Source organism: Mycolicibacterium chengduense, from assembly GCF_033741155.1.
Taxonomy (GTDB): Bacteria; Actinomycetota; Actinomycetes; order Mycobacteriales; family Mycobacteriaceae; genus Mycobacterium.
Genome location: NZ_JAWQNH010000002.1, coordinates 57,986 through 75,269, shown reverse-complemented (window position 1 = coordinate 75,269; position 17,284 = coordinate 57,986). Strand labels below are relative to the sequence as shown.

The following is a 17,284-nucleotide window of genomic DNA, read 5'->3' as shown; positions in this document are numbered from 1 at the left end:
GGAACTGGGACACTGGACACCATGACAAGCACGGCTGCCTCCGCTGCATTGTTCGCCGACGCCTGCTCCGTCATCCCCGGTGGGGTGAACTCGCCGGTCCGGGCGTTCAGCGCGGTCGGCGGCACCCCGCGGTTCATCACCAAAGCCGACGGCTACTGGCTGACCGACGCCGACGGCAACCGCTACGTCGACCTGGTCTGTTCCTGGGGCCCGATGATCCTGGGCCACGCCCACCCGGCCGTCGTCGACGCCGTGGCGCGGGTGGCGGCCGACGGGCTGTCCTTCGGTGCGCCGACCCCGGCCGAGACCGAGCTGGCCCGCGAGATCATCGACCGTGTCGCCCCGGTGCAGCGCATCCGGTTCGTCAACTCCGGCACCGAGGCCACCATGAGCGCCATCCGGCTGGCTCGCGGATACACCGGCCGGCCCAAGATCATCAAGTTCTCCGGCTGCTATCACGGCCACAGCGACGCGTTGCTGGCCGACGCCGGTTCCGGCGTCGCGACACTGGGCCTGCCGTCCTCGCCCGGTGTCACCGGCGCGGCCGCCGCGGACACCATCGTGCTGCCCTACAACGACGTCGCCGCCGTCGAAGAGGCATTCGCCGCGCACGGCGAGCACATCGCCTGTGTCATCACCGAGGCCTGCCCCGGCAACATGGGCACGGTCGCGCCGCAGCCCGGCTACAACGCCGCGCTGCGCCGCATCACCGCCGAACACGGCGCCCTGCTGATCCTCGACGAGGTGATGACCGGATTCCGGGTGAGCCGCTCCGGCTGGTACGGACTGGACCCGGTGGAGGCCGACCTGTTCACCTTCGGCAAGGTGATGAGCGGTGGGCTGCCCGCCGCGGCGTTCGGCGGCCATGCCGAGGTGATGGAACGGCTGGCCCCGCTGGGCCCGGTGTACCAGGCCGGCACCCTGTCCGGGAACCCGGTGGCGATGGCCGCCGGGCTGGCCACCCTGCAGGCCGCCGACGACACCGTGTACGCCGCCCTGGACGCCAACGCCGACCGGCTGGCCGGGCTGCTCACCGAGGCGCTCACCGAAGCCTCGGTCGCCCATCATGTTTCGCGGGCCGGGAACTTCCTCACGGTGTTCTTCGGCGACGCCGCGCCCACGAACTTCGCCACCGCCAAGGCCACCGAGACGTGGCGTTACCCGGCTTTCTTCCACGCCTTGCTGGACGCGGGTGTCTATCCGCCGTGCAGCGCGTTCGAAACCTGGTTCGTCTCAGCGGCGCTCGACGACGCCGCGTTCGACAAGATCGCCGGGGCCCTGCCGCACGCCGCCCGAGCCGCCGCGGAGGCCACCCAGTGACAACCGTGCCGGTCCGCACGACGGTGCACGTGATGCGCCACGGCGAGGTGTTCAACCCGGAGAAGGTGCTCTACGGTCGGCTGCCCGGCTATCACCTGTCCGATCGCGGTCAGGCCCAGGCGCGAGCCGCGGCCGACTGGCTGGCCTCTCATGACGTCACCTATATCGTCGCCTCCCCGCTGGAACGCGCCCAGGAGACCGCCGCCCCGATCGCGGACAAGCACGGGCTTGTCGTCGACACCGACGACGGCCTCATCGAATCGTGGAACCAGTTCGAGGGCAAGCGGGTGGCCCCCGGCGACGGGGCGTTGCGGGATCCGCGCAACTGGCCGCGGCTGCGCAATCCGATGAAACCGTCGTGGGGCGAGCCGTACGACGAGGTGGCCACCCGGATGACGGCCGCGCTGCATCGGGCCCGGCTCAAAAGCCAAGGGCACGAGGCGGTCTGCGTCAGCCACCAGCTCCCGGTGGAAACCCTGCGCCGGGCCATGACCGGACGCCGGCTGGCGCACCTGCCGTTACCGCACAGCCGGTTGTGCAATCTGTCCTCGATCACCTCGTTCGTCTTCGACGACGACCGCCTGGTCCGGTGGGTGTACACGGAGCCCTGGGGTCTGTAGTGCGTATCGTTGCCGCGCTGGCGTTGCTGCTGGCTGTCCTCACCGGTTGTTCGACCGGTGACGATGCCGTCGCGCAGGGCGGCACGTTCGAATTCGTCGCCCCCGGCGGCAAGACCGACATCGTCTACGACCCACCCGAAAAACGCGGTACCCCTGGCAAGATCAGCGGACCCGATCTGATGGACCCCAACCGCACGCTGTCCCTTGACGATTACGCGGGCAAGGTCGTCGTCATCAACGTGTGGGGCCAGTGGTGCGGGCCCTGCCGTTCGGAGATCCCGCAGCTGGAGCAGGTGTTCGAGCAGACCCGGGCCGACGGTGTGCAGTTCCTCGGTATCGACGTGCGCGACTACAACCGAGACGCGGCAAGGGATTTCGTGGTCGACCGCAAGGTCAGCTACCCGTCGATCTACGACCCCGCGATGCGCACCATGATCGCCTTCGGCGGTAAGTACCCGACCACCGTCATCCCGTCCACCGTGGTGCTGGACCGGCAGCACCGGGTGGCCGCCGTGTTCCTGCGCGAACTGCTGGCCGCCGACCTGCTGCCGATCGTGCAACGGCTGGCGGCCGAAAAGTGACGGCGCAGTGACCGATATCGACCAACTCGTCGCCACCGGCCCGGTGCTGCTGGCCCTGGCGATCAGCATGCTGGCCGGGCTGGTGTCCTTCGCGTCGCCCTGCGTGGTGCCCCTGGTCCCCGGCTACCTGTCGTATCTGGCCGGTGTGGTCGGCGTGACCGAGGCCCCGGAGACCGGCGGCTCGCGCACCGGACGGTGGCGGGTAGTCGGCGCGGCCGGCTTGTTCGTGGCCGGGTTCACCGTGGTGTTCGTGCTCGGCAGCGTCGCGGTGCTCGGCATGACCACCGCCGTCATCACCAATGAGGCGTTGCTGCAACGCATCGGTGGTGTGGTCACCATCCTGATGGGTCTGGTGTTCATCGGTTTCATCCCGCTGCTGCAGCACGAGGCCCGGTTCGCGCCGCGCCGGCTGTCGACGCTGGGCGGGGCACCCCTGCTCGGCGCGGTGTTCGCGTTGGGGTGGACGCCGTGCCTGGGACCGACGCTGACCGCGGTGATCGCGGTGGCCTCGGCCACCGAGGGCTCGGCGGTCGCCCGCGGCCTCGCCCTGGTCATCGCGTACTGCCTCGGCCTCGGCGTGCCGTTCCTGCTGCTGGCGTTCGGATCGTCGCGGGCGGTGCGCGGGCTGGGCTGGCTGCGTGCGCATACCCGCGGCATCCAGATCTTCGGTGGGGTGCTGATGATCGCGGTCGGCATCGCCCTGGTGACCGGACTGTGGGGGGACTTCGTGGGCTGGGTGCGCGACGCGTTCATCAGCGACGTGAGGTTGCCGATATGAACCCGCTGATGAAGGTGTGGGCGCTGATCCGCAACACCTGGCGCACGCTGACCTCGATGGGCACCGCGCTGGTGCTGCTGTTCCTGTTGGCGCTGGGCGCCATCCCCGGCGCGCTGCTGCCGCAACGCAGTCTCAACGCCGGCAAGGTCGACGAATACCTGGCCCAGCACTCGACCATCGGGCCGTGGCTGGACAAGGTCCAGGCCTTCGACGTGTTCTCCAGCTTCTGGTTCACCTCCATCTACGTGCTGCTGTTCGTCTCGCTGGTGGGCTGCCTGACCCCGCGGCTGGCCGAACACATGCGCAGCCTGCGCGCCGTGCCGGTGGCCGCCCCGCGCAACCTGGCGCGGCTGCCCAAACACCACGAGGCCGAGGTCAGCGGTGACGCCGCCCAGCTGGCCGCCACCATGAGCGAGCGGCTGAAAGGCTGGCGGCGCACCACCCGTACCGAGAGCGACGGCTCCGCCGAGGTCACCGAAATCTCGGCGGAGAAGGGGTATCTGCGCGAGTTCGGCAATATCGTCTTCCACTTCTCGCTGCTGGGTCTGCTGGTCGCCGTCGCCGCGGGCAAGCTGTTCGGTTACGAGGGCAACGTCATCGTGATCGCCGACGGCGGCCCCGGATTCTGTTCGGCCTCACCGGCGGCATTCGACTCGTTCCGGGCCGGCAACACCGTCGACGGCACGTCGCTGTACCCGATCTGCTTGAAGGTCAACGACTTCGACGCCCAGTACCTGCCGAGCGGGCAGGCGGTCAGTTTCGCCGCGAACATCGAATACCAGGACGGCGCCGACCTGTCCACCGACACCTGGCGGCCGTACCGCCTGGAGGTCAACCACCCGCTGCGCATCGGCGGGGACCGGGTGTACCTGCAGGGCCACGGCTACGCGCCGACGTTCACCGTGACCTTCCCGGACGGGCAGCAGCGCACCACCACGGTGCAGTGGCGTCCCGACGACCCGCTGACCCTGCTGTCCTCCGGCGTCATCCGGGTGGATCCGCCGGGGGGCACCTATCCCAACCCCGACGAGCGGCGCAAGCACCAGATCGCGGTGCAGGGCCTGCTCGCGCCCACCGAACAGCTGGACGGCACCCTGCTGTCCTCGAGTTTCCCGGCGCTCAACGACCCCGCGGTGGCCATCGACATCTACCGCGGTGACGCCGGCCTGGACACCGGCCGGCCGCAGTCGCTGTTCACGCTCGACCCGCGGCTGATCGGGCAGGGCCGGCTGACCAAGCAGGCCCGGGTCAACCTCAAGGCCGGTGAACAGACCCGCCTCAACGACGGCACCACAGTCCGGTTCGACGGCGCGGTCCCGTTCATCAACCTGCAGGTCTCGCACGACCCGGCGCAGGTGTGGGTGTTGGTGTTCGCCATGTCGATGATGGCCGGGCTGCTGGTGTCGCTGGTGGTGCGGCGGCGCCGTGTCTGGGTTCGGCTTACCCCGGGCCCGGCAGGTACCGTAAGCGTCGAGCTGGGGGGTCTGGCCCGAACCGACAATTCCGGGTGGGGTGACGAGTTCGAGCGGCTCACCGTGAAGCTGCTGGGAGAAGAGTGACGCGCGCATGAATACAACGCATATCGATATCGGGCTGTCCCGCTACTCGGACTGGGCCTACACGTCGTCGGTGGTGGTGCTCGTCGTCGCGTTGATCCTGCTGGCCATCGAGTTGGCCTACGCGCGGGGCCGCAAGGTCGAGGCGCGCGAGCTGGTCGGTGCCGGCGGGCCTGCCGCAGTGGGCGCCGACAGCGCGACCCCCGGCGTCGTCGCCGACACCCCGTCCCGCCCCGCGGACGAGCGCATCGGGCGCGCCGGGCTGGCGCTGGTGTACGTCGGCATCGCGCTGCTGGCGGTCTGCATCGTGCTGCGCGGCCTGGCCACGGCCAGGGTGCCGTGGGGCAACATGTACGAGTTCATCAACCTGACCTGCTTCTGCGGTCTGATCGCCGGCGCAATCGTGCTGCGCAAACCGCAGTTCCGTGCGCTGTGGGTGTTCGTGCTGGTGCCGGTGCTCATCCTGCTGACGGTGTCCGGGCGCTGGCTCTACACCAACGCCGCCCCGGTGATGCCGGCGTTGCAGTCCTACTGGCTGCCCATCCATGTCTCGGTGGTGAGCCTGGGTTCCGGGGTGTTCCTGGTCGCCGGCGTGGCCAGCATCCTGTTCCTGCTCAAGATGTCACCGCTGGCCGATCGCGACAACGGCTTGGGCCGGATGATCCGGCGGTTGCCCGACGGGCAGACGCTGGACCGGATCGCCTACCGCACCACCATCTTCGCGTTCCCGATCTTCGGGTTCGGCGTCATCTTCGGCGCCATCTGGGCCGAGGAGGCGTGGGGCCGCTACTGGGGCTGGGACCCCAAGGAGACGGTGTCGTTCATCGCCTGGGTGGTGTATGCGGCGTATCTGCACGCGCGGTCCACGGCCGGCTGGCGGGACCGCAAGGCGGCCTGGATCAACGTCGTCGGGTTCGTGGCGATGGTGTTCAACCTGTTCTTCATCAACCTGGTCACCGTCGGGCTGCACTCGTACGCGGGGGTGGGCTGACAGTGCCGTTGCCGCCGGACCAACCCGCCAATTTCCGTCAGCAGCAACGCTTCAGTGTTCCCGGCCAAGATCCGGCGCAAGAGGTGCCACCGGAGTGGACCGCCCCCACGCCGCCGCACGGCATCCCCGCCGTCGTGGTGCCGCCCGCCGCTGCGGCACCGGCACCGGCCGACCAGACCAGCCCCTTCCCGCTGCCCGCGCCGTACCTGGACCTGTCCACGGTGGCGCTGCTCGGCCAGCCCAAGCGGGCACCCTCGCGGGGCTGGCGGCGCTGGGTGTACCTGGCCACCTTCAAAACCCTGAATCTGGGGGAGAGCCCCAAGGTCACCGATTACAACAACCTGCTCGGCGAGGTGGGCCGGCCGCTGCGCGGCTGCTATCGGATCGCGTTGCTGTCGCTGAAGGGCGGCGTCGGCAAGACCACCATCACCGCCACCCTCGGCGCCACGTTCGCCTCTACGCGCGGTGACCGCGTCATCGCGGTGGATGCCAACCCGGACCGCGGCACGCTGAGCCAGAAGGTGCCGCTGGAGACCCCGGCCACGGTGCGGCACCTGCTGCGCGACGCGGAGGGCATCAACAGCTACAGCGATGTCCGCCGCTACACCAATCAGGGGCCGAGCCGGCTGGAGGTGCTGGCCTCGGAGAGCGATCCGGCGGTGTCGGAGGCGTTCAGCTCCGAGGACTACACCAGGACCTTGGACGTGCTGGAGCGGTACTACAGCCTGGTGCTCACCGACTGCGGTACCGGGATGCTGCACTCGGCCATGGCCGCTGTGCTGTCCCATGCCGACGTGCTGATCGTGGTCAGCTCGGGATCGGTGGACGGGGCCCGCTCGGCGTCGGCCACCTTGGACTGGCTGGACGCGCACGGGCATCAGGACATGGTGCGCAATGCGATTGCGGTGGTGAACGCGGTGCGCCCGCGCTCGGGCAAGGTGGACCTGCAGAAGGTCACCGACCATTTCGCGCGGCGCTGCCGGGCGGTGCTGCAGGTGCCGTTCGACCCGCATCTGGAGGAGGGCGCGGAGATCAGCCTGGAGCGGCTGAAGCCGCAGACCCGCGAGGCGTTGATCAAACTGGCCGCGGTGGTCGCGGCGGGATTTCCCGGCTCGGCTTAACGCTCAACTGCGCGGGTTGTTGTCCCCGTGGCCGAGGCGGCGCAGGAAATCGGGGTCGTCGTCGGGACCGATCACCCGGGTACGTGGGCGGGTGGCCGCTGCCCGGACCACCCGCCACACCGCGTAGGAAAGCCCGGCCACGATCAGGACCAGGAGCAAGTACTGCACGGAAAACCTCCTTGATCCGAATATACGCGCCGTGGGTAGGCTCGGGCCCGTGTCTGATGGTCGACCGGGAACCCGGATGTTGCGTGACGTCGGAGCCTATCTGCTGGCCCGGCTGGCGCTCGCCGCGGTGCTCACCGCGGTGATCGTCGGAATCGGCCACCTCTTCGGGATCCGCGAGTTCCCGTTGATCGTGGCGGTGTTGTTCGCCATCGTGTTGGCGCTCCCGCTGGGTATCTGGCTGTTCGCGCCGCTGCGCCGCCGTGCCACCGCCAGCATCGCGGCATTCGACGAACGCCGCCGCAAGGATCGGGAGTCGTTGCAGGCCCGGTTGCGTGGTGACGACGGGTCGGAACAGACCTAGCACGCCGCGGCCCGCACGACGCCGCGCAGCCAGGCGTGCCGGTGGTCGGTGTCGAACACGCGGTTCCAGATCATCTGATACGGCAGCAGCGCCACCTCCGCGGGCGCCGGTAGTGCCCGCAGTGTGTCGTCACGATCCCACGCCGCGCATAGTCGGGCGGGAAGTGTTGCGATCAAATCCGTTCCGGGCAGCAATGCCGGTGCCGACGAGTGGTACGGCACCGTGACGGCGGCCGTGCGCGGGCGGCCCAGCGCCGCCAGAGGGCGGTCGACGGCGGTCTGGCGGCCGTCGGCGGTGTCGATCACGATATGCGGATGGCGCAGGTAGTCGTCCAGCGTGATGCCGGCCGCACCCGCCAGCGGATGGTCATGGGCCAGCACACAGACGAAGTCTTCCACGAAGAGCGTTTCGGCCTGCAGGTCCGGCGGCAGATCCCCACCGTACAGTCCGATATCGACTGCACCACTGCGGATCTGGTCGATGATCCCGTCCAGGCGCAGGTTGTGGAAGCGGACCGCGGTGGCGGGGGACTGGGTGCGCACCTGCTGGCAGATCGCCGGGCCGAAGGTCTGCACGGCGTAGTCGCTGCCGGCCAGGTTGATCGGCGCGCTGGACTGGCTCGGGTCGAAGTCGTTGGGGGACAACAGATGTTGCAATAGCGGGACGACGGTGGTGAGCTGGTCGTAGATGTCCTGCGCCCGGGCCGTCAGCCGGAAACCGTCCGGGTCGCGCACCAACAGCGGATCGTCGAGCACCCGGCGCAGCCGTTGCAGCGCGCGGCTCATCGCCGGCTGGCTCAGCCCCACCCGCGCCGCGGCCCGGGAAACCTGGCGTTCCTCCAGCAGTGCTACCAGCGGGGTGAGCAGGTTGAGGTCCACCCGATCGATATGCGTGGTGAGCATACTTTGCATCATAGATATGCATGTGACAGATGGGTGGGGAACGCGCAGGCTGGGTGTATGAAGATCTCCGGCAACACCGTTTTCATCCCCGGCGCCACCAGTGGTATCGGCCTGACCCTCGCACTTGCGCTGCGGGACAAGGGAAACAAGGTCATCGTCGGCGGACGCCGGCAGGAGCTGCTGGACCGGATCGTGGCCGAGCACCCCGACGTGGACGCTGTCCGGATCGACACCGCCGACCCGGCCGGCATCACCGCGGCCGCCGCGCAGGTGCTGGCCGCCCATCCGGACCTGAACGTGTTGATCACCATGGCCGGGGTGATGAGCATCGAGGACTGGCGTCACCCCGAAACCTTCCTGGCCTCGGCCGAATCAACCATCACCACCAACGTATTGGGCCCGATCCGGTTGATCGCCGCATTCATCGAACACCTGCAGAACCAACCGGCGGCCACGGTGATGACGGTGTCCTCGGGACTGGGATTCACCCCGTTGCGGGTGACACCCAGCTACAACGCCTCCAAGGCGGCCATCCACCTGTTGACCGAGACGTTGCGCCTGCAATTCGCCGGGACGTCGGTGGAGTTCAAGGAACTCGAGCCGCCGGCGGTGCGGACCGACCTGGTCCCCGGGCAGCGCGACAGCCAGTGGGCCATGCCGCTGCAGGATTTCGTCGACGAGGTGGTGGACATCCTGGAAAACCAGCCCGACGCCAACGAGATTCAGGTCGAGAACGTCAAGTTCCTGCGCTACGCAGAGGTGCGTGGGGACTACGAGCACGCCATCGCGGTGCTCAACTCGGCCGACCCGCACGCAAGCTAACCGAAGGTCAGGGCCACCGCCACCGCGACCGACCACACCAGCATGGTGAGTCCGGTGTCGCGCAGTACCGGGATCAGCTCCCGCCCGCCGAGGCCGCGCCGCACCGGTCCGGTGGCTCGCACCGCCAACGGTGCGGCCAGCAGGCCGACGGCGCACCACGGGGTGGCCACCATGAGCACGAACGTCATGGCGAACGCCACCCCGACCAGTACCTGGTACAGCAGCCGGGTGCGGGCGTCGCCGAGTCGCACGGCCAGGGTGATCTTGCCGGTTTCGCGGTCGGTCGGGATATCGCGCAAGTTGTTGGCGACCAGCACGGCCGAGGACAGACAGCCGACGGCCACCGCGGCCGCCAGTCCCACCCAGTCCACTCGCAGTGCCTGTGTGTACTGCGTACCCAGCACGGCGACCAGCCCGAAGAAGACGAAGACGGCCACCTCGCCCAGCCCGCGATAGCCGTAGGGCGTCGACCCGCCGGTGTAGAGCCACGCACCGGCGATGCACGCGGCACCGACGGCGATCAGCCACGGCTCGCTGACGATTGCCAGCGTCAGGCCCGCCGCCGCGCCGACCGACAGGCTGACCAACGCCGCCGTCAGCACCGCCCGCGGGGAGGCGACCCGGGAACCCACCAGCCGCAGCGGGCCGGAGCGCACATCGTCGGTGCCGCGGATGCCGTCGGAGTAGTCGTTGGCGTAGTTCACCCCGACGATCAGGGCCAATGAGACCAGCAGTGCCAACAGCGCCTTCCACCACACCGCGCCGTCGAGCGCGGCGGCTGCCCCGGTCCCAGCCAGCACGGGGGCGACGGCGTTGGGCAGGGTACGAGGGCGTGCGCCTTCCACCCACTGCGCGAAGGTTGCCATGCGGGCCATCGTCGCATGGTGTTTCGAAATGGCGTGACGAGCGGCACCTTGTCACGTGGCGCACACCACGTGACACTTGTCTCATGACCGACCGACTGAGCAAGACCGAGATCGCCAAAGACGCCTTGCAAGAGGGCGTCGAGTCGGTGGCGTCGACCGTGGGCGAAGTTGCCAGCATCATCACCACCGCGGTCAAGGACGTGGCCAACGCGATCGGTGGGCTGGCCACCGACGCCTTTGCCATCCGCGACGCCGCCAAGCAGGCCGCCGAAAAGGCGGACCTCAACGCCGAGCTGGCGGAGCCCACCGCCGACTGACCCAGCAGAATGGGCGGATGCTCGGAGTAATCGGCGGTAGCGGCTTCTATTCGTTCTTCGGTCCCGATGCTCGCCGCATCAACCTGGACACGCCCTATGGCGCGCCGAGCGCGGCGATCACCGTCGGTTCCGTCGGCGAGCACGAGGTCGCCTTCCTGCCGAGGCACGGCGTGCGCCACGAGTTCTCACCGCATACGGTGCCCTACCGCGCCAACATGTGGGCGATGCGCGCGCTGGGTGTCCGGCGCATCTTCGCGCCGTGCGCGGTCGGCAGCCTGAACCCGGCGCTGGGTCCCGGTGCCATGGTGGTGCCCGACCAACTGGTCGACCGCACCAGCGGGCGTGCGGACACCTATTTCGATGCCGGTGGGATTCACGTGGGATTCGCCGATCCGTACTGCCCGGCGTTGCGGGCGGCAGCCGCCGAGCTCCCCGATGTCGTCGACGGCGGCACCATGGTGGTGATCCAGGGGCCGCGGTTCTCCACAAGGGCCGAGAGCCGGTGGTTCGCCGATCAGGGGTTCAGCCTGGTCAACATGACCGGCTACCCGGAGGCCGTGCTGGCCCGCGAACTGGAAATATGTTATGCCGCAATAGCGTTGGTGACAGACTTGGATGCCGGTGTGGAGGCCGGGGCCGGCGTGCGGGCGGTGGACGTGTTCGCCGAGTTCGAGCGCAACATGGTCGGCTTCAAGAAGCTGGTGCGGGAGGCCATCGAGAATGCCGCGGCGGCCGCGCCGCAGCGGGTCTGCACGCACTGCCTGGCGCACGATGGTGTGACGCTGCCGTTCGAGTTGCCCTAGCTTCCATCGAACTTGACAGGTGTCGATAATGAGCGGATGACACCGACGTCCCCCTCGGCGCTCTGCGCGCACTATGGCATCGACTTCCCGCTGTTCGCCTTCAGTCACTGCCGCGATGTGGTCGCCGCGGTGACCAACGCCGGCGGCTTCGGGGTACTGGGTGGCGCCGCCTTCACCCCCGAGCAGCTGGACCGCGAGCTCACCTGGATCGACCAGCACGTGCACGGTAAGCCCTACGGCGTCGACATCATCGTGCCTGCCAAATTCGAGGGCAAGGGTGAGCAGCTCAGCAAGGCCGATCTGGCCGCCCGGATCCCGCAGGACTACCGCGACTACATCGACAACCTGCTCCGCGAGCACGGCATCGACCCCGACCCCACGCCGCGCACCGGCGCCCCGGTGCTGGCCGGTGGCACCGGCTCGGACCTGCTGCAGGTGGCGCTGAGCCATCCGATCAAGCTGATGGCCAATGCGCTCGGGGTGCCGCCGGACTACATGATCGAGGCCGGCCGCGAGCACGGCATTCCGGTGGCGGCGCTGGTCGGCGCCAAGGAGCACGCCGTCAAACAGGTCGCCGCCGGCGTGGATCTGATCGTGGCGCAAGGTACCGAAGCCGGCGGGCATTGTGGTGAGGTGTCGACCCTGGTGGTGGTCCCAGAAGTGATAGATGCGATCGATGATGCGGTCCCGGTGCTGGCCGCCGGTGGCATCGTGACCGGCAAGCAGATGGCGGCGTCGGTCGCGCTCGGCGCGGCAGGGGCGTGGACCGGCTCGGTGTGGCTGACGACCGAGGAAGCCGAGACCGAGCCGCACACCGTGGCCAAGATGCTGGCCGCCAGCTCGCGTGACACCGTGCGGTCGGCGGGCCGCACCGGTAAACCGTCCCGGCAGCTCGTGTCGGATTGGACCGATGCCTGGGCGCCCAAGGGTGGCCAGCAGCCGTTGCCGTTGCCGTTGCAGAACATGCTGAGCGAACCCGTGCTGCGGCGTGTCGATGCGCTGGCCGCCCAAGGGCATGAGGGCGCCCAGGCACTGGCCACGTATTTCGTCGGTCAGGGTGTTGGGTTGATGAACAAGGTGAAGCCGGCCCGGGACGTGGTGTTGGAGTTCATCGAGGATTACGTCGCCGCCACCGAGCGGCTCAGCGGCTCGCTGCCGGACTAACCTGGCTCTCTATGTGCCGGCTGTGCGTGAAAGCCGTTGTCTCACAGCGGGCATAAAGATTACGACGGCATGATGTCGGTGTGACGATCCTGCTCGCCGACGCCGCCGCAGCGGATCCCTACCATCACGGTCTTTCGTTGCTGCGGGGCTGGCTGCCCATCGTGATCCAGCTGGTGGCCGCCGCGATCCTGATCGCGGCCATCGGGTGGCGCACCAGGCGCTGGCGTCTGCTCTGGTTGCCGCTGGCGCTTTTGCTCGGCGTCGCCGCCGCGGCCTGGGCGAACTGGTTCATCGACTCCCAGGGCATGGCAGACGACCCGGCCCCCGACGAACTGTGGGTGTGGATCGGCCTGAGCGGGCTCGCGATCGGTGTCGCGGTGTTTGGTTGGGCGACGGCGCCGTGGTGGCGGCGCGGTGTCTCGGCGCTCGCGGTGGCGGGATGTCTGCTCAGTTCGGCACTGGCGGTCAATCTGTGGGTCGGCTATTTCCCGACCGTGCAGACGGCGTGGAACCAGCTGACCGCTGGGCCGCTGCCCGACGAAACCGACCTCGCCACCGTGCAGGCGCAGAAGGCCGCCCACAGCGTGCCCGCCCACGGCGCCGTCGTCCCGGTGACCATTCCGGCCGACGCCTCGGGATTCAAACATCGCACCGAACTGGTCTACCTGCCGCCGGCCTGGTTCGCCGGTGCTACCCAGCTGCCGGCCGTGATGATGATCGGCGGTGAATTCAACACGCCTGCGGACTGGCTGCGCACCGGGGACGCTGCCGCGACCATGGACGCTTTCGCCGCGGCGCACGGCGGCAATGCCCCGGTATTCGTCTTCGTCGACAGTGGCGGATCGTTCAACAACGACACCGAGTGCGTCAACGGACCGCGCGGCAACGTCGCCGACCACCTCACCAAGGATGTTGTGCCGTATGTGAATTCGACCTTCGGGGTGAGTTCCGCGGCGGCCAACTGGGGTATCGTCGGGTGGTCGATGGGCGGCACCTGCGCGGTCGACCTCACGGTCATGCATCCCGACCTGTTCAGCGCGTTCGTCGACATCGCCGGGGACCTGGGGCCGACCGCCGGCACCCACGACCAGACCGTCAGCCGATTGTTCGGGGGCAGCGAGGCTGCGTGGGCCGCCTTCGACCCCACCACGGTGATGAACGCGCACGGCAGCTATCGGGGCGTCGCCGGGTGGTTCGAGATTTCCACCACCCCGCAGACCCCGCACAAGATGGATCAGGCCGCCGCTGCCGATGCGGTCGGGCTGGGCGGCCGGGATGCCGGTGGCAATCCCGGTGATCAGACGGCGGCCGCCCACTCGTTGTGCGCGCTGGGCACCGCCAAGGGGATGGACTGCGCGGTGATCGCCGCCCCTGGCAAGCATGACTGGCCGTTCGCCAAGGCGACGTTCACCGCGTCGCTGCCCTGGCTGGCGGGCCAGCTCGGTACCCCGGGAGTGCCCCGTACCGGTTTCCCGGCGGCCGCGACTGCCGGGCCGACCTCGGTATCGACCAATGTGGCGGAGCCGGCTACCGGTAAGTGATGCGCACCGAGATGGGGTCGCTTTCCATGGCTCGCATGGTCAGCGCCGTCGCAGTGCCGCCGAACGTGCGGGCCCGGGTGCGCACGTCGTCCTCCGGCTCGAAGGTGGCTGTGCCCGCTCGCCATTGATCGTTCACCCGCACGCGGACCTCGGGGTGCGCGGCGATGTTGTGTGCCCACCCGGCGCGTCGCCCGTGCTGGGAGATGACCCATACGCCGTTCTCGTCGGCGCGGCCGGCGAGCGGGACGCGGCGCGCCACGCCGGTCTTGGCGCCGGTGGTCTCGAGTTCGACGATGAGGCGGGGCCGCAGCCCGAGCTTGTCGAGCGTGGCGACCACGGGGTTCATCACCCACCGACCGAGCCGGCGCTCGAACGTGAACTTACGCAATCCGTCAGACATGGTTACCGACGTTAATAGAACAATCACTCAATAACAAGAGCCTCAGTCCGGTGGCTCCTCTTGTGGGGTGTCGGTATCGACGTCCGGGGTGTCCTTGTCCAGGTCGCCGTCCTCCGTCGTGATCGGCGGGGGCTGATCGGCTGGGTCGTCGGCGTAGATGCCGTCTCCGCGGGGCATGGTCACTCCTCGCTGTCAGGACGGGGCGCCCGTGTCGGTGCGCTCGGTCGGGGTTCCGGTGAGCGTCGTACCGGGGGCCACCGTCGACGGTGTCTCGGTCATGACCGAACTCGACGGCTTGGTTTCGACCGGGGTGCTCACCATGGGCTTGTCCTGGCCACCGCAGCCGGTCGATATGCCGACGGTCAGGGCGGCGGCGCCGATGGCGATGGAGATGCGCCGGAAACTCGGCATGGGTTTCTCCTCAGTTCGGGGATGGTTTTCACGTCGGCGAGGTGCTGCTGTGCGGTAACCGCCCGGACGCCTGGAACACGACGCGGCGGGCGATGCTGACGGCATGGTCGGCGAACCGCTCGTAGAACCGGCCGAGCAGCATGACGTTGGCCGCGGCGATCGGCCCGTGCTCCCAACGATCATCGAGCACCATCGTGAACAGCCTGCGGTGCAGCGCATTCATCGCCTCATCGCCGTCGGTGATGTGCTGGGCGGCAACGAGATCGGTACGGAGCACCGCCGAGTGCGCGCCTTCGGCCAGCGCCACGGCTTGCCGGCCCATGGCGGCGAACACATCCAAGGCGACCGGTGGCACCGGGGTGGATGCGCGCCGCCGGCTCACCTTGCTGATGTTGGCAGCCAACCCGCCCATCCGGTCGGCATCGGCCGAGATGGCGAAGGCCGACATCACCACCCGCAGGTCGTGGGCCACCGGCGCCTGCCGGGCAAGAATGGCAAACGCCCGCTCGTCGACACGATGGTGCAGGGAGGTCAACCGGGCCAGTTCGATTCCGACCCGATGTGCGGCATCGTCATCGTCGTGCACCAACGCCGCCGTCGCATATGTCATCACGGAGGCCGCGAGTTCACACATCTGCCCGAGCTCGACCGTCAGGTGGTCGATCTCGGCGTGGAACTCGGTGCGCATGGTGCCGGATACCCGTCGGCGTGACCCGACAAAACTCCTCACTCAAGCCCGTCGGTCGGCGCAATGGTGCCGTCGTCGGTGTGCACCGCCGGCCGGCCCAGCAACACCCCGAGGCCCACCATCGCCAACCCCAGGGCCAGGTGAAGCCAGTTGTCGGCGGTGTTCAGCGGCACGAAGTTGGCGCTGCTGGCGTGGTCGATCACCACCCCGTAGAGCGTCAGAACGAGGTAGATCACCCCGGCCACCACGAGGAAGCCGCGGGCGGCGGTGCCGGTGCGCGACGCGAGCAGCCCGGCGATCCCGAAGGCCAGATGCACCACGTTGTGCAGGACCGAGACCGCGAACACCCCGAGCAACATGCTGCCCGAGTGATGCCCGGCCCAGGTCAACATGTCGGTGTGCGTGGTCAGTCCCGGTATGAAGCCGGCAATGCCGACGACGAGGAACAAGGCGCCGACCACGAGGGCCGCGATGCGCACGGCCGGCATGTGGGTGCGGGTGTGGGGAGTGGAAGTGGTCATGGCCACGGGTTACCCCGGACTGTGCCGTTGAGCCGGTCTTGATTGGTCGCGCGCGAACGGGGGTACCCGCAGCCGGAAGTCATCTGCGTAAAGGAGCGAATTGATGAGTGAGTTCACCATTCCCGGACTCTCCGACAACGACAGCCGCGAGATCGCCGATTTGCTTCAGCGGCAGCTGAGCACCTACAACGATCTGCACCTCACGCTCAAGCATGTGCATTGGAATGTGGTGGGGCCCAACTTCATCGGCGTGCACGAGATGATCGATCCGCAGGTGGAGCTGGTGCGCGGCTTCGCCGACGATGTCGCCGAGCGGATCGCGGCGCTGGGTGCCTCACCGCAGGGTACGCCCGGGGCGATCCTCAAAGACCGGGTGTGGGACGACTATTCGGTGGGCCGCGACACGGTCCAGGCGCACCTGGCCGCACTGGATCTGGTGTACAACGGGGTCATCTCCGATATTCGCAAGTCGATCGAACGGCTCGACGAGCTGGATCTGGTGTCCCAGGATCTGCTGATCGACCAGGCGGGTCAATTGGAGAAGTTCCAGTGGTTCGTCCGGGCGCACCTGGAGAGCGCGGGCGGCACCCTGGCCAACGAGGGTGAGCAGACCGAGAAAGGTGCTGCCGCGGCGGCGCGCTGATCAACTGCTGCTGCGCAGGCCCGCGGCGAAGCGGAGGTCTTCTACGAGTGACGTGAAGGCGGCCGCACGTCCGTCGTCGGGCCCGCGCAGCACCGCCGACGGGTGAATGGTGACGACGACGTCGGGAGCCGGTGCCTCCTCCGCGTCCGGAAACGCGAGTACCTCCGCGTCTGGAAATGCGAGTACCTCCGCGTCCGGAAACGCGAGTACCTCGCGGCGGTGCGCCGTGAGCCGGAAGTCGTTGCCCAGCAACGATTGCGCGGCGGTGGCACCCATCAGGACCACGGTGTCCGGGGCCACCGCCGCCAATTCGGCCAGCAGCCAGGGCGGCATGCCACCACCTCGGTCCGGCTCGGCTTCTGGTGAATGCGGCGCTTGCCGCGCTCGGTGAATTTGAAGTGTTTGACGGCATTGGTGACGTACACCTGTGTGCGGTCCACCGACGCGGCGTCGAGCGCCTTGTCCAGCAGCCGGCCCGCTGGCCCCACGAAGGGCCGGCCCATCCGGTCCTCCCGGTCGCCGGGCTGCTCACCGACCAGCATCAGGCGTGCCGACCGCGGTCCGGCGCCGAACACCGCCTGATCGGCATCGTGGTACAGATCGCAGCCGCGGCACCCGCCGGAACGGACAAACTGCGGGTGGCCGGTACGAAGTCCGCGGCGCCGGGCTGGTCCATGCTTCGGGGTACCCGCGGGACGACCGGCGGAATC

At 68.7% G+C, this 17,284-nt stretch carries 22 protein-coding genes and 1 pseudogene; 14 read left to right on the top strand and 9 right to left on the bottom strand.

What is annotated here, in order from left to right:
* The first annotated feature begins 21 nt into the window (after positions 1-21).
* Genes hemL through SBI67_RS05815 form a run of 7 tightly spaced genes read left to right on the top strand, consistent with a single transcriptional unit; the run spans position 22 to position 6,967 of the window.
* Positions 22-1,320, top strand: coding sequence for a glutamate-1-semialdehyde 2,1-aminomutase (gene hemL / locus SBI67_RS05845; RefSeq protein ID WP_318979659.1), 1,299 nt, complete (start codon positions 22-24; stop codon positions 1,318-1,320).
* Positions 1,321-1,352: 32 nt separating this feature from the next.
* On the top strand, positions 1,353-1,940 hold the full coding sequence (locus SBI67_RS05840; protein ID WP_318980451.1) for a histidine phosphatase family protein: 588 nt from the start codon (positions 1,353-1,355) through the stop codon (positions 1,938-1,940).
* Entirely contained in the window at positions 1,940-2,521 is a 582-nt protein-coding gene (locus tag SBI67_RS05835) for a TlpA disulfide reductase family protein (protein ID WP_318979658.1), read from the top strand. Before SBI67_RS05840 ends, SBI67_RS05835 begins: the two co-directional genes overlap by 1 nt.
* A 7-nt stretch (positions 2,522-2,528) precedes the next feature.
* Entirely contained in the window at positions 2,529-3,299 is a 771-nt protein-coding gene (locus SBI67_RS05830) for a cytochrome c biogenesis CcdA family protein (RefSeq protein ID WP_318979657.1), read from the top strand.
* Positions 3,296-4,858, top strand: a complete 1,563-nt coding sequence (gene resB, locus SBI67_RS05825) for a cytochrome c biogenesis protein ResB (protein ID WP_318979656.1) — start codon at positions 3,296-3,298, stop codon at positions 4,856-4,858. Before SBI67_RS05830 ends, resB begins: the two co-directional genes overlap by 4 nt.
* A 7-nt stretch (positions 4,859-4,865) precedes the next feature.
* Positions 4,866-5,846: a c-type cytochrome biogenesis protein CcsB gene (ccsB, locus tag SBI67_RS05820; RefSeq protein ID WP_266045110.1), complete on the top strand. Its 981-nt coding sequence runs from the start codon at positions 4,866-4,868 to the stop codon at positions 5,844-5,846.
* Between the two features lie 2 nt (positions 5,847-5,848).
* A complete protein-coding gene (locus tag SBI67_RS05815; protein ID WP_413232408.1) occupies positions 5,849-6,967 on the top strand; it encodes a MinD/ParA family ATP-binding protein in 1,119 nt (372 codons plus the stop codon).
* A gap of 3 nt (positions 6,968-6,970) precedes the next feature.
* Here SBI67_RS05815 and SBI67_RS05810 read toward each other — a convergent pair whose 3' ends face one another.
* Positions 6,971-7,135, bottom strand: coding sequence for a hypothetical protein (locus tag SBI67_RS05810; protein ID WP_318979655.1), 165 nt, complete (start codon positions 7,133-7,135; stop codon positions 6,971-6,973).
* Positions 7,136-7,211: 76 nt separating this feature from the next.
* Here SBI67_RS05810 and SBI67_RS05805 point away from each other — a divergent pair, with 76 nt between their 5' ends.
* The gene (locus SBI67_RS05805) at positions 7,212-7,496 is read left to right on the top strand and encodes a DUF4229 domain-containing protein (RefSeq protein ID WP_318980449.1); all 285 of its coding nucleotides are present in this window, start codon (positions 7,212-7,214) and stop codon (positions 7,494-7,496) included.
* Here the strand turns inward: SBI67_RS05805 and SBI67_RS05800 are convergent.
* A complete protein-coding gene (locus SBI67_RS05800) occupies positions 7,493-8,398 on the bottom strand; it encodes a LysR family transcriptional regulator (protein WP_318979654.1) in 906 nt (301 codons plus the stop codon). The two genes, SBI67_RS05805 and SBI67_RS05800, sit on opposite strands and share 4 nt — an antisense overlap.
* Before the next feature lie 57 nt (positions 8,399-8,455).
* Between SBI67_RS05800 and SBI67_RS05795 the strand changes: the two genes are divergently transcribed.
* Positions 8,456-9,220: an SDR family oxidoreductase gene (locus SBI67_RS05795; protein ID WP_318979653.1), complete on the top strand. Its 765-nt coding sequence runs from the start codon at positions 8,456-8,458 to the stop codon at positions 9,218-9,220.
* On the opposite strand, the gene SBI67_RS05790 is transcribed toward SBI67_RS05795, so the two are convergent.
* Positions 9,217-10,086, bottom strand: a complete 870-nt coding sequence (locus tag SBI67_RS05790; protein WP_318980448.1) for a 1,4-dihydroxy-2-naphthoate polyprenyltransferase — start codon at positions 10,084-10,086, stop codon at positions 9,217-9,219. The two genes, SBI67_RS05795 and SBI67_RS05790, sit on opposite strands and share 4 nt — an antisense overlap.
* Positions 10,087-10,169: 83 nt before the next feature.
* Between SBI67_RS05790 and SBI67_RS05785 the strand changes: the two genes are divergently transcribed.
* From SBI67_RS05785 to SBI67_RS05770, 4 genes are all read left to right on the top strand, one after another.
* Positions 10,170-10,403, top strand: coding sequence for a hypothetical protein (locus tag SBI67_RS05785; RefSeq protein WP_318979652.1), 234 nt, complete (start codon positions 10,170-10,172; stop codon positions 10,401-10,403).
* A 17-nt stretch (positions 10,404-10,420) separates the two neighbouring features.
* The gene (locus tag SBI67_RS05780) at positions 10,421-11,206 is read left to right on the top strand and encodes an S-methyl-5'-thioadenosine phosphorylase (RefSeq protein WP_318979651.1); all 786 of its coding nucleotides are present in this window, start codon (positions 10,421-10,423) and stop codon (positions 11,204-11,206) included.
* Between the two features lie 36 nt (positions 11,207-11,242).
* Positions 11,243-12,370 carry an NAD(P)H-dependent flavin oxidoreductase gene (locus tag SBI67_RS05775; protein WP_318979650.1) on the top strand — a complete coding sequence of 376 codons (1,128 nt, stop codon included), beginning with the start codon at positions 11,243-11,245 and terminating at the stop codon, positions 12,368-12,370.
* Positions 12,371-12,450: 80 nt separating this feature from the next.
* Positions 12,451-13,911, top strand: coding sequence for an alpha/beta hydrolase (locus SBI67_RS05770; RefSeq protein ID WP_318979649.1), 1,461 nt, complete (start codon positions 12,451-12,453; stop codon positions 13,909-13,911).
* On the opposite strand, the gene SBI67_RS05765 is transcribed toward SBI67_RS05770, so the two are convergent.
* Genes SBI67_RS05765 through SBI67_RS05745 form a run of 5 tightly spaced genes read right to left on the bottom strand, consistent with a single transcriptional unit; the run spans position 13,898 to position 15,931 of the window.
* Positions 13,898-14,311, bottom strand: coding sequence for a nitroreductase/quinone reductase family protein (locus tag SBI67_RS05765; RefSeq protein ID WP_318979648.1), 414 nt, complete (start codon positions 14,309-14,311; stop codon positions 13,898-13,900). The genes SBI67_RS05770 and SBI67_RS05765 overlap by 14 nt on opposite strands.
* Positions 14,312-14,353: 42 nt before the next feature.
* The gene (locus tag SBI67_RS05760) at positions 14,354-14,488 is read right to left on the bottom strand and encodes a hypothetical protein (RefSeq protein WP_318979647.1); all 135 of its coding nucleotides are present in this window, start codon (positions 14,486-14,488) and stop codon (positions 14,354-14,356) included.
* Positions 14,489-14,503: 15 nt separating this feature from the next.
* Positions 14,504-14,722, bottom strand: a complete 219-nt coding sequence (locus SBI67_RS05755; protein ID WP_318979646.1) for a hypothetical protein — start codon at positions 14,720-14,722, stop codon at positions 14,504-14,506.
* Between the two features lie 28 nt (positions 14,723-14,750).
* Positions 14,751-15,410 (bottom strand): phosphate signaling complex protein PhoU, encoded by a 660-nt coding sequence (phoU, locus tag SBI67_RS05750; RefSeq protein ID WP_318979645.1) that lies wholly within the window; start codon positions 15,408-15,410, stop codon positions 14,751-14,753.
* A gap of 38 nt (positions 15,411-15,448) precedes the next feature.
* Positions 15,449-15,931 (bottom strand): DUF4383 domain-containing protein, encoded by a 483-nt coding sequence (locus SBI67_RS05745; protein WP_318979644.1) that lies wholly within the window; start codon positions 15,929-15,931, stop codon positions 15,449-15,451.
* 103 nt (positions 15,932-16,034) lie between these two features.
* Between SBI67_RS05745 and SBI67_RS05740 the strand changes: the two genes are divergently transcribed.
* Positions 16,035-16,574, top strand: a complete 540-nt coding sequence (locus SBI67_RS05740) for a Dps family protein (RefSeq protein WP_318979643.1) — start codon at positions 16,035-16,037, stop codon at positions 16,572-16,574.
* Here the strand turns inward: SBI67_RS05740 and SBI67_RS05735 are convergent.
* Positions 16,575-17,250, bottom strand: a pseudogene (locus SBI67_RS05735) (UdgX family uracil-DNA binding protein). It lies immediately after the preceding gene.
* Between the last annotated feature and the right edge of the window lie 34 nt (positions 17,251-17,284).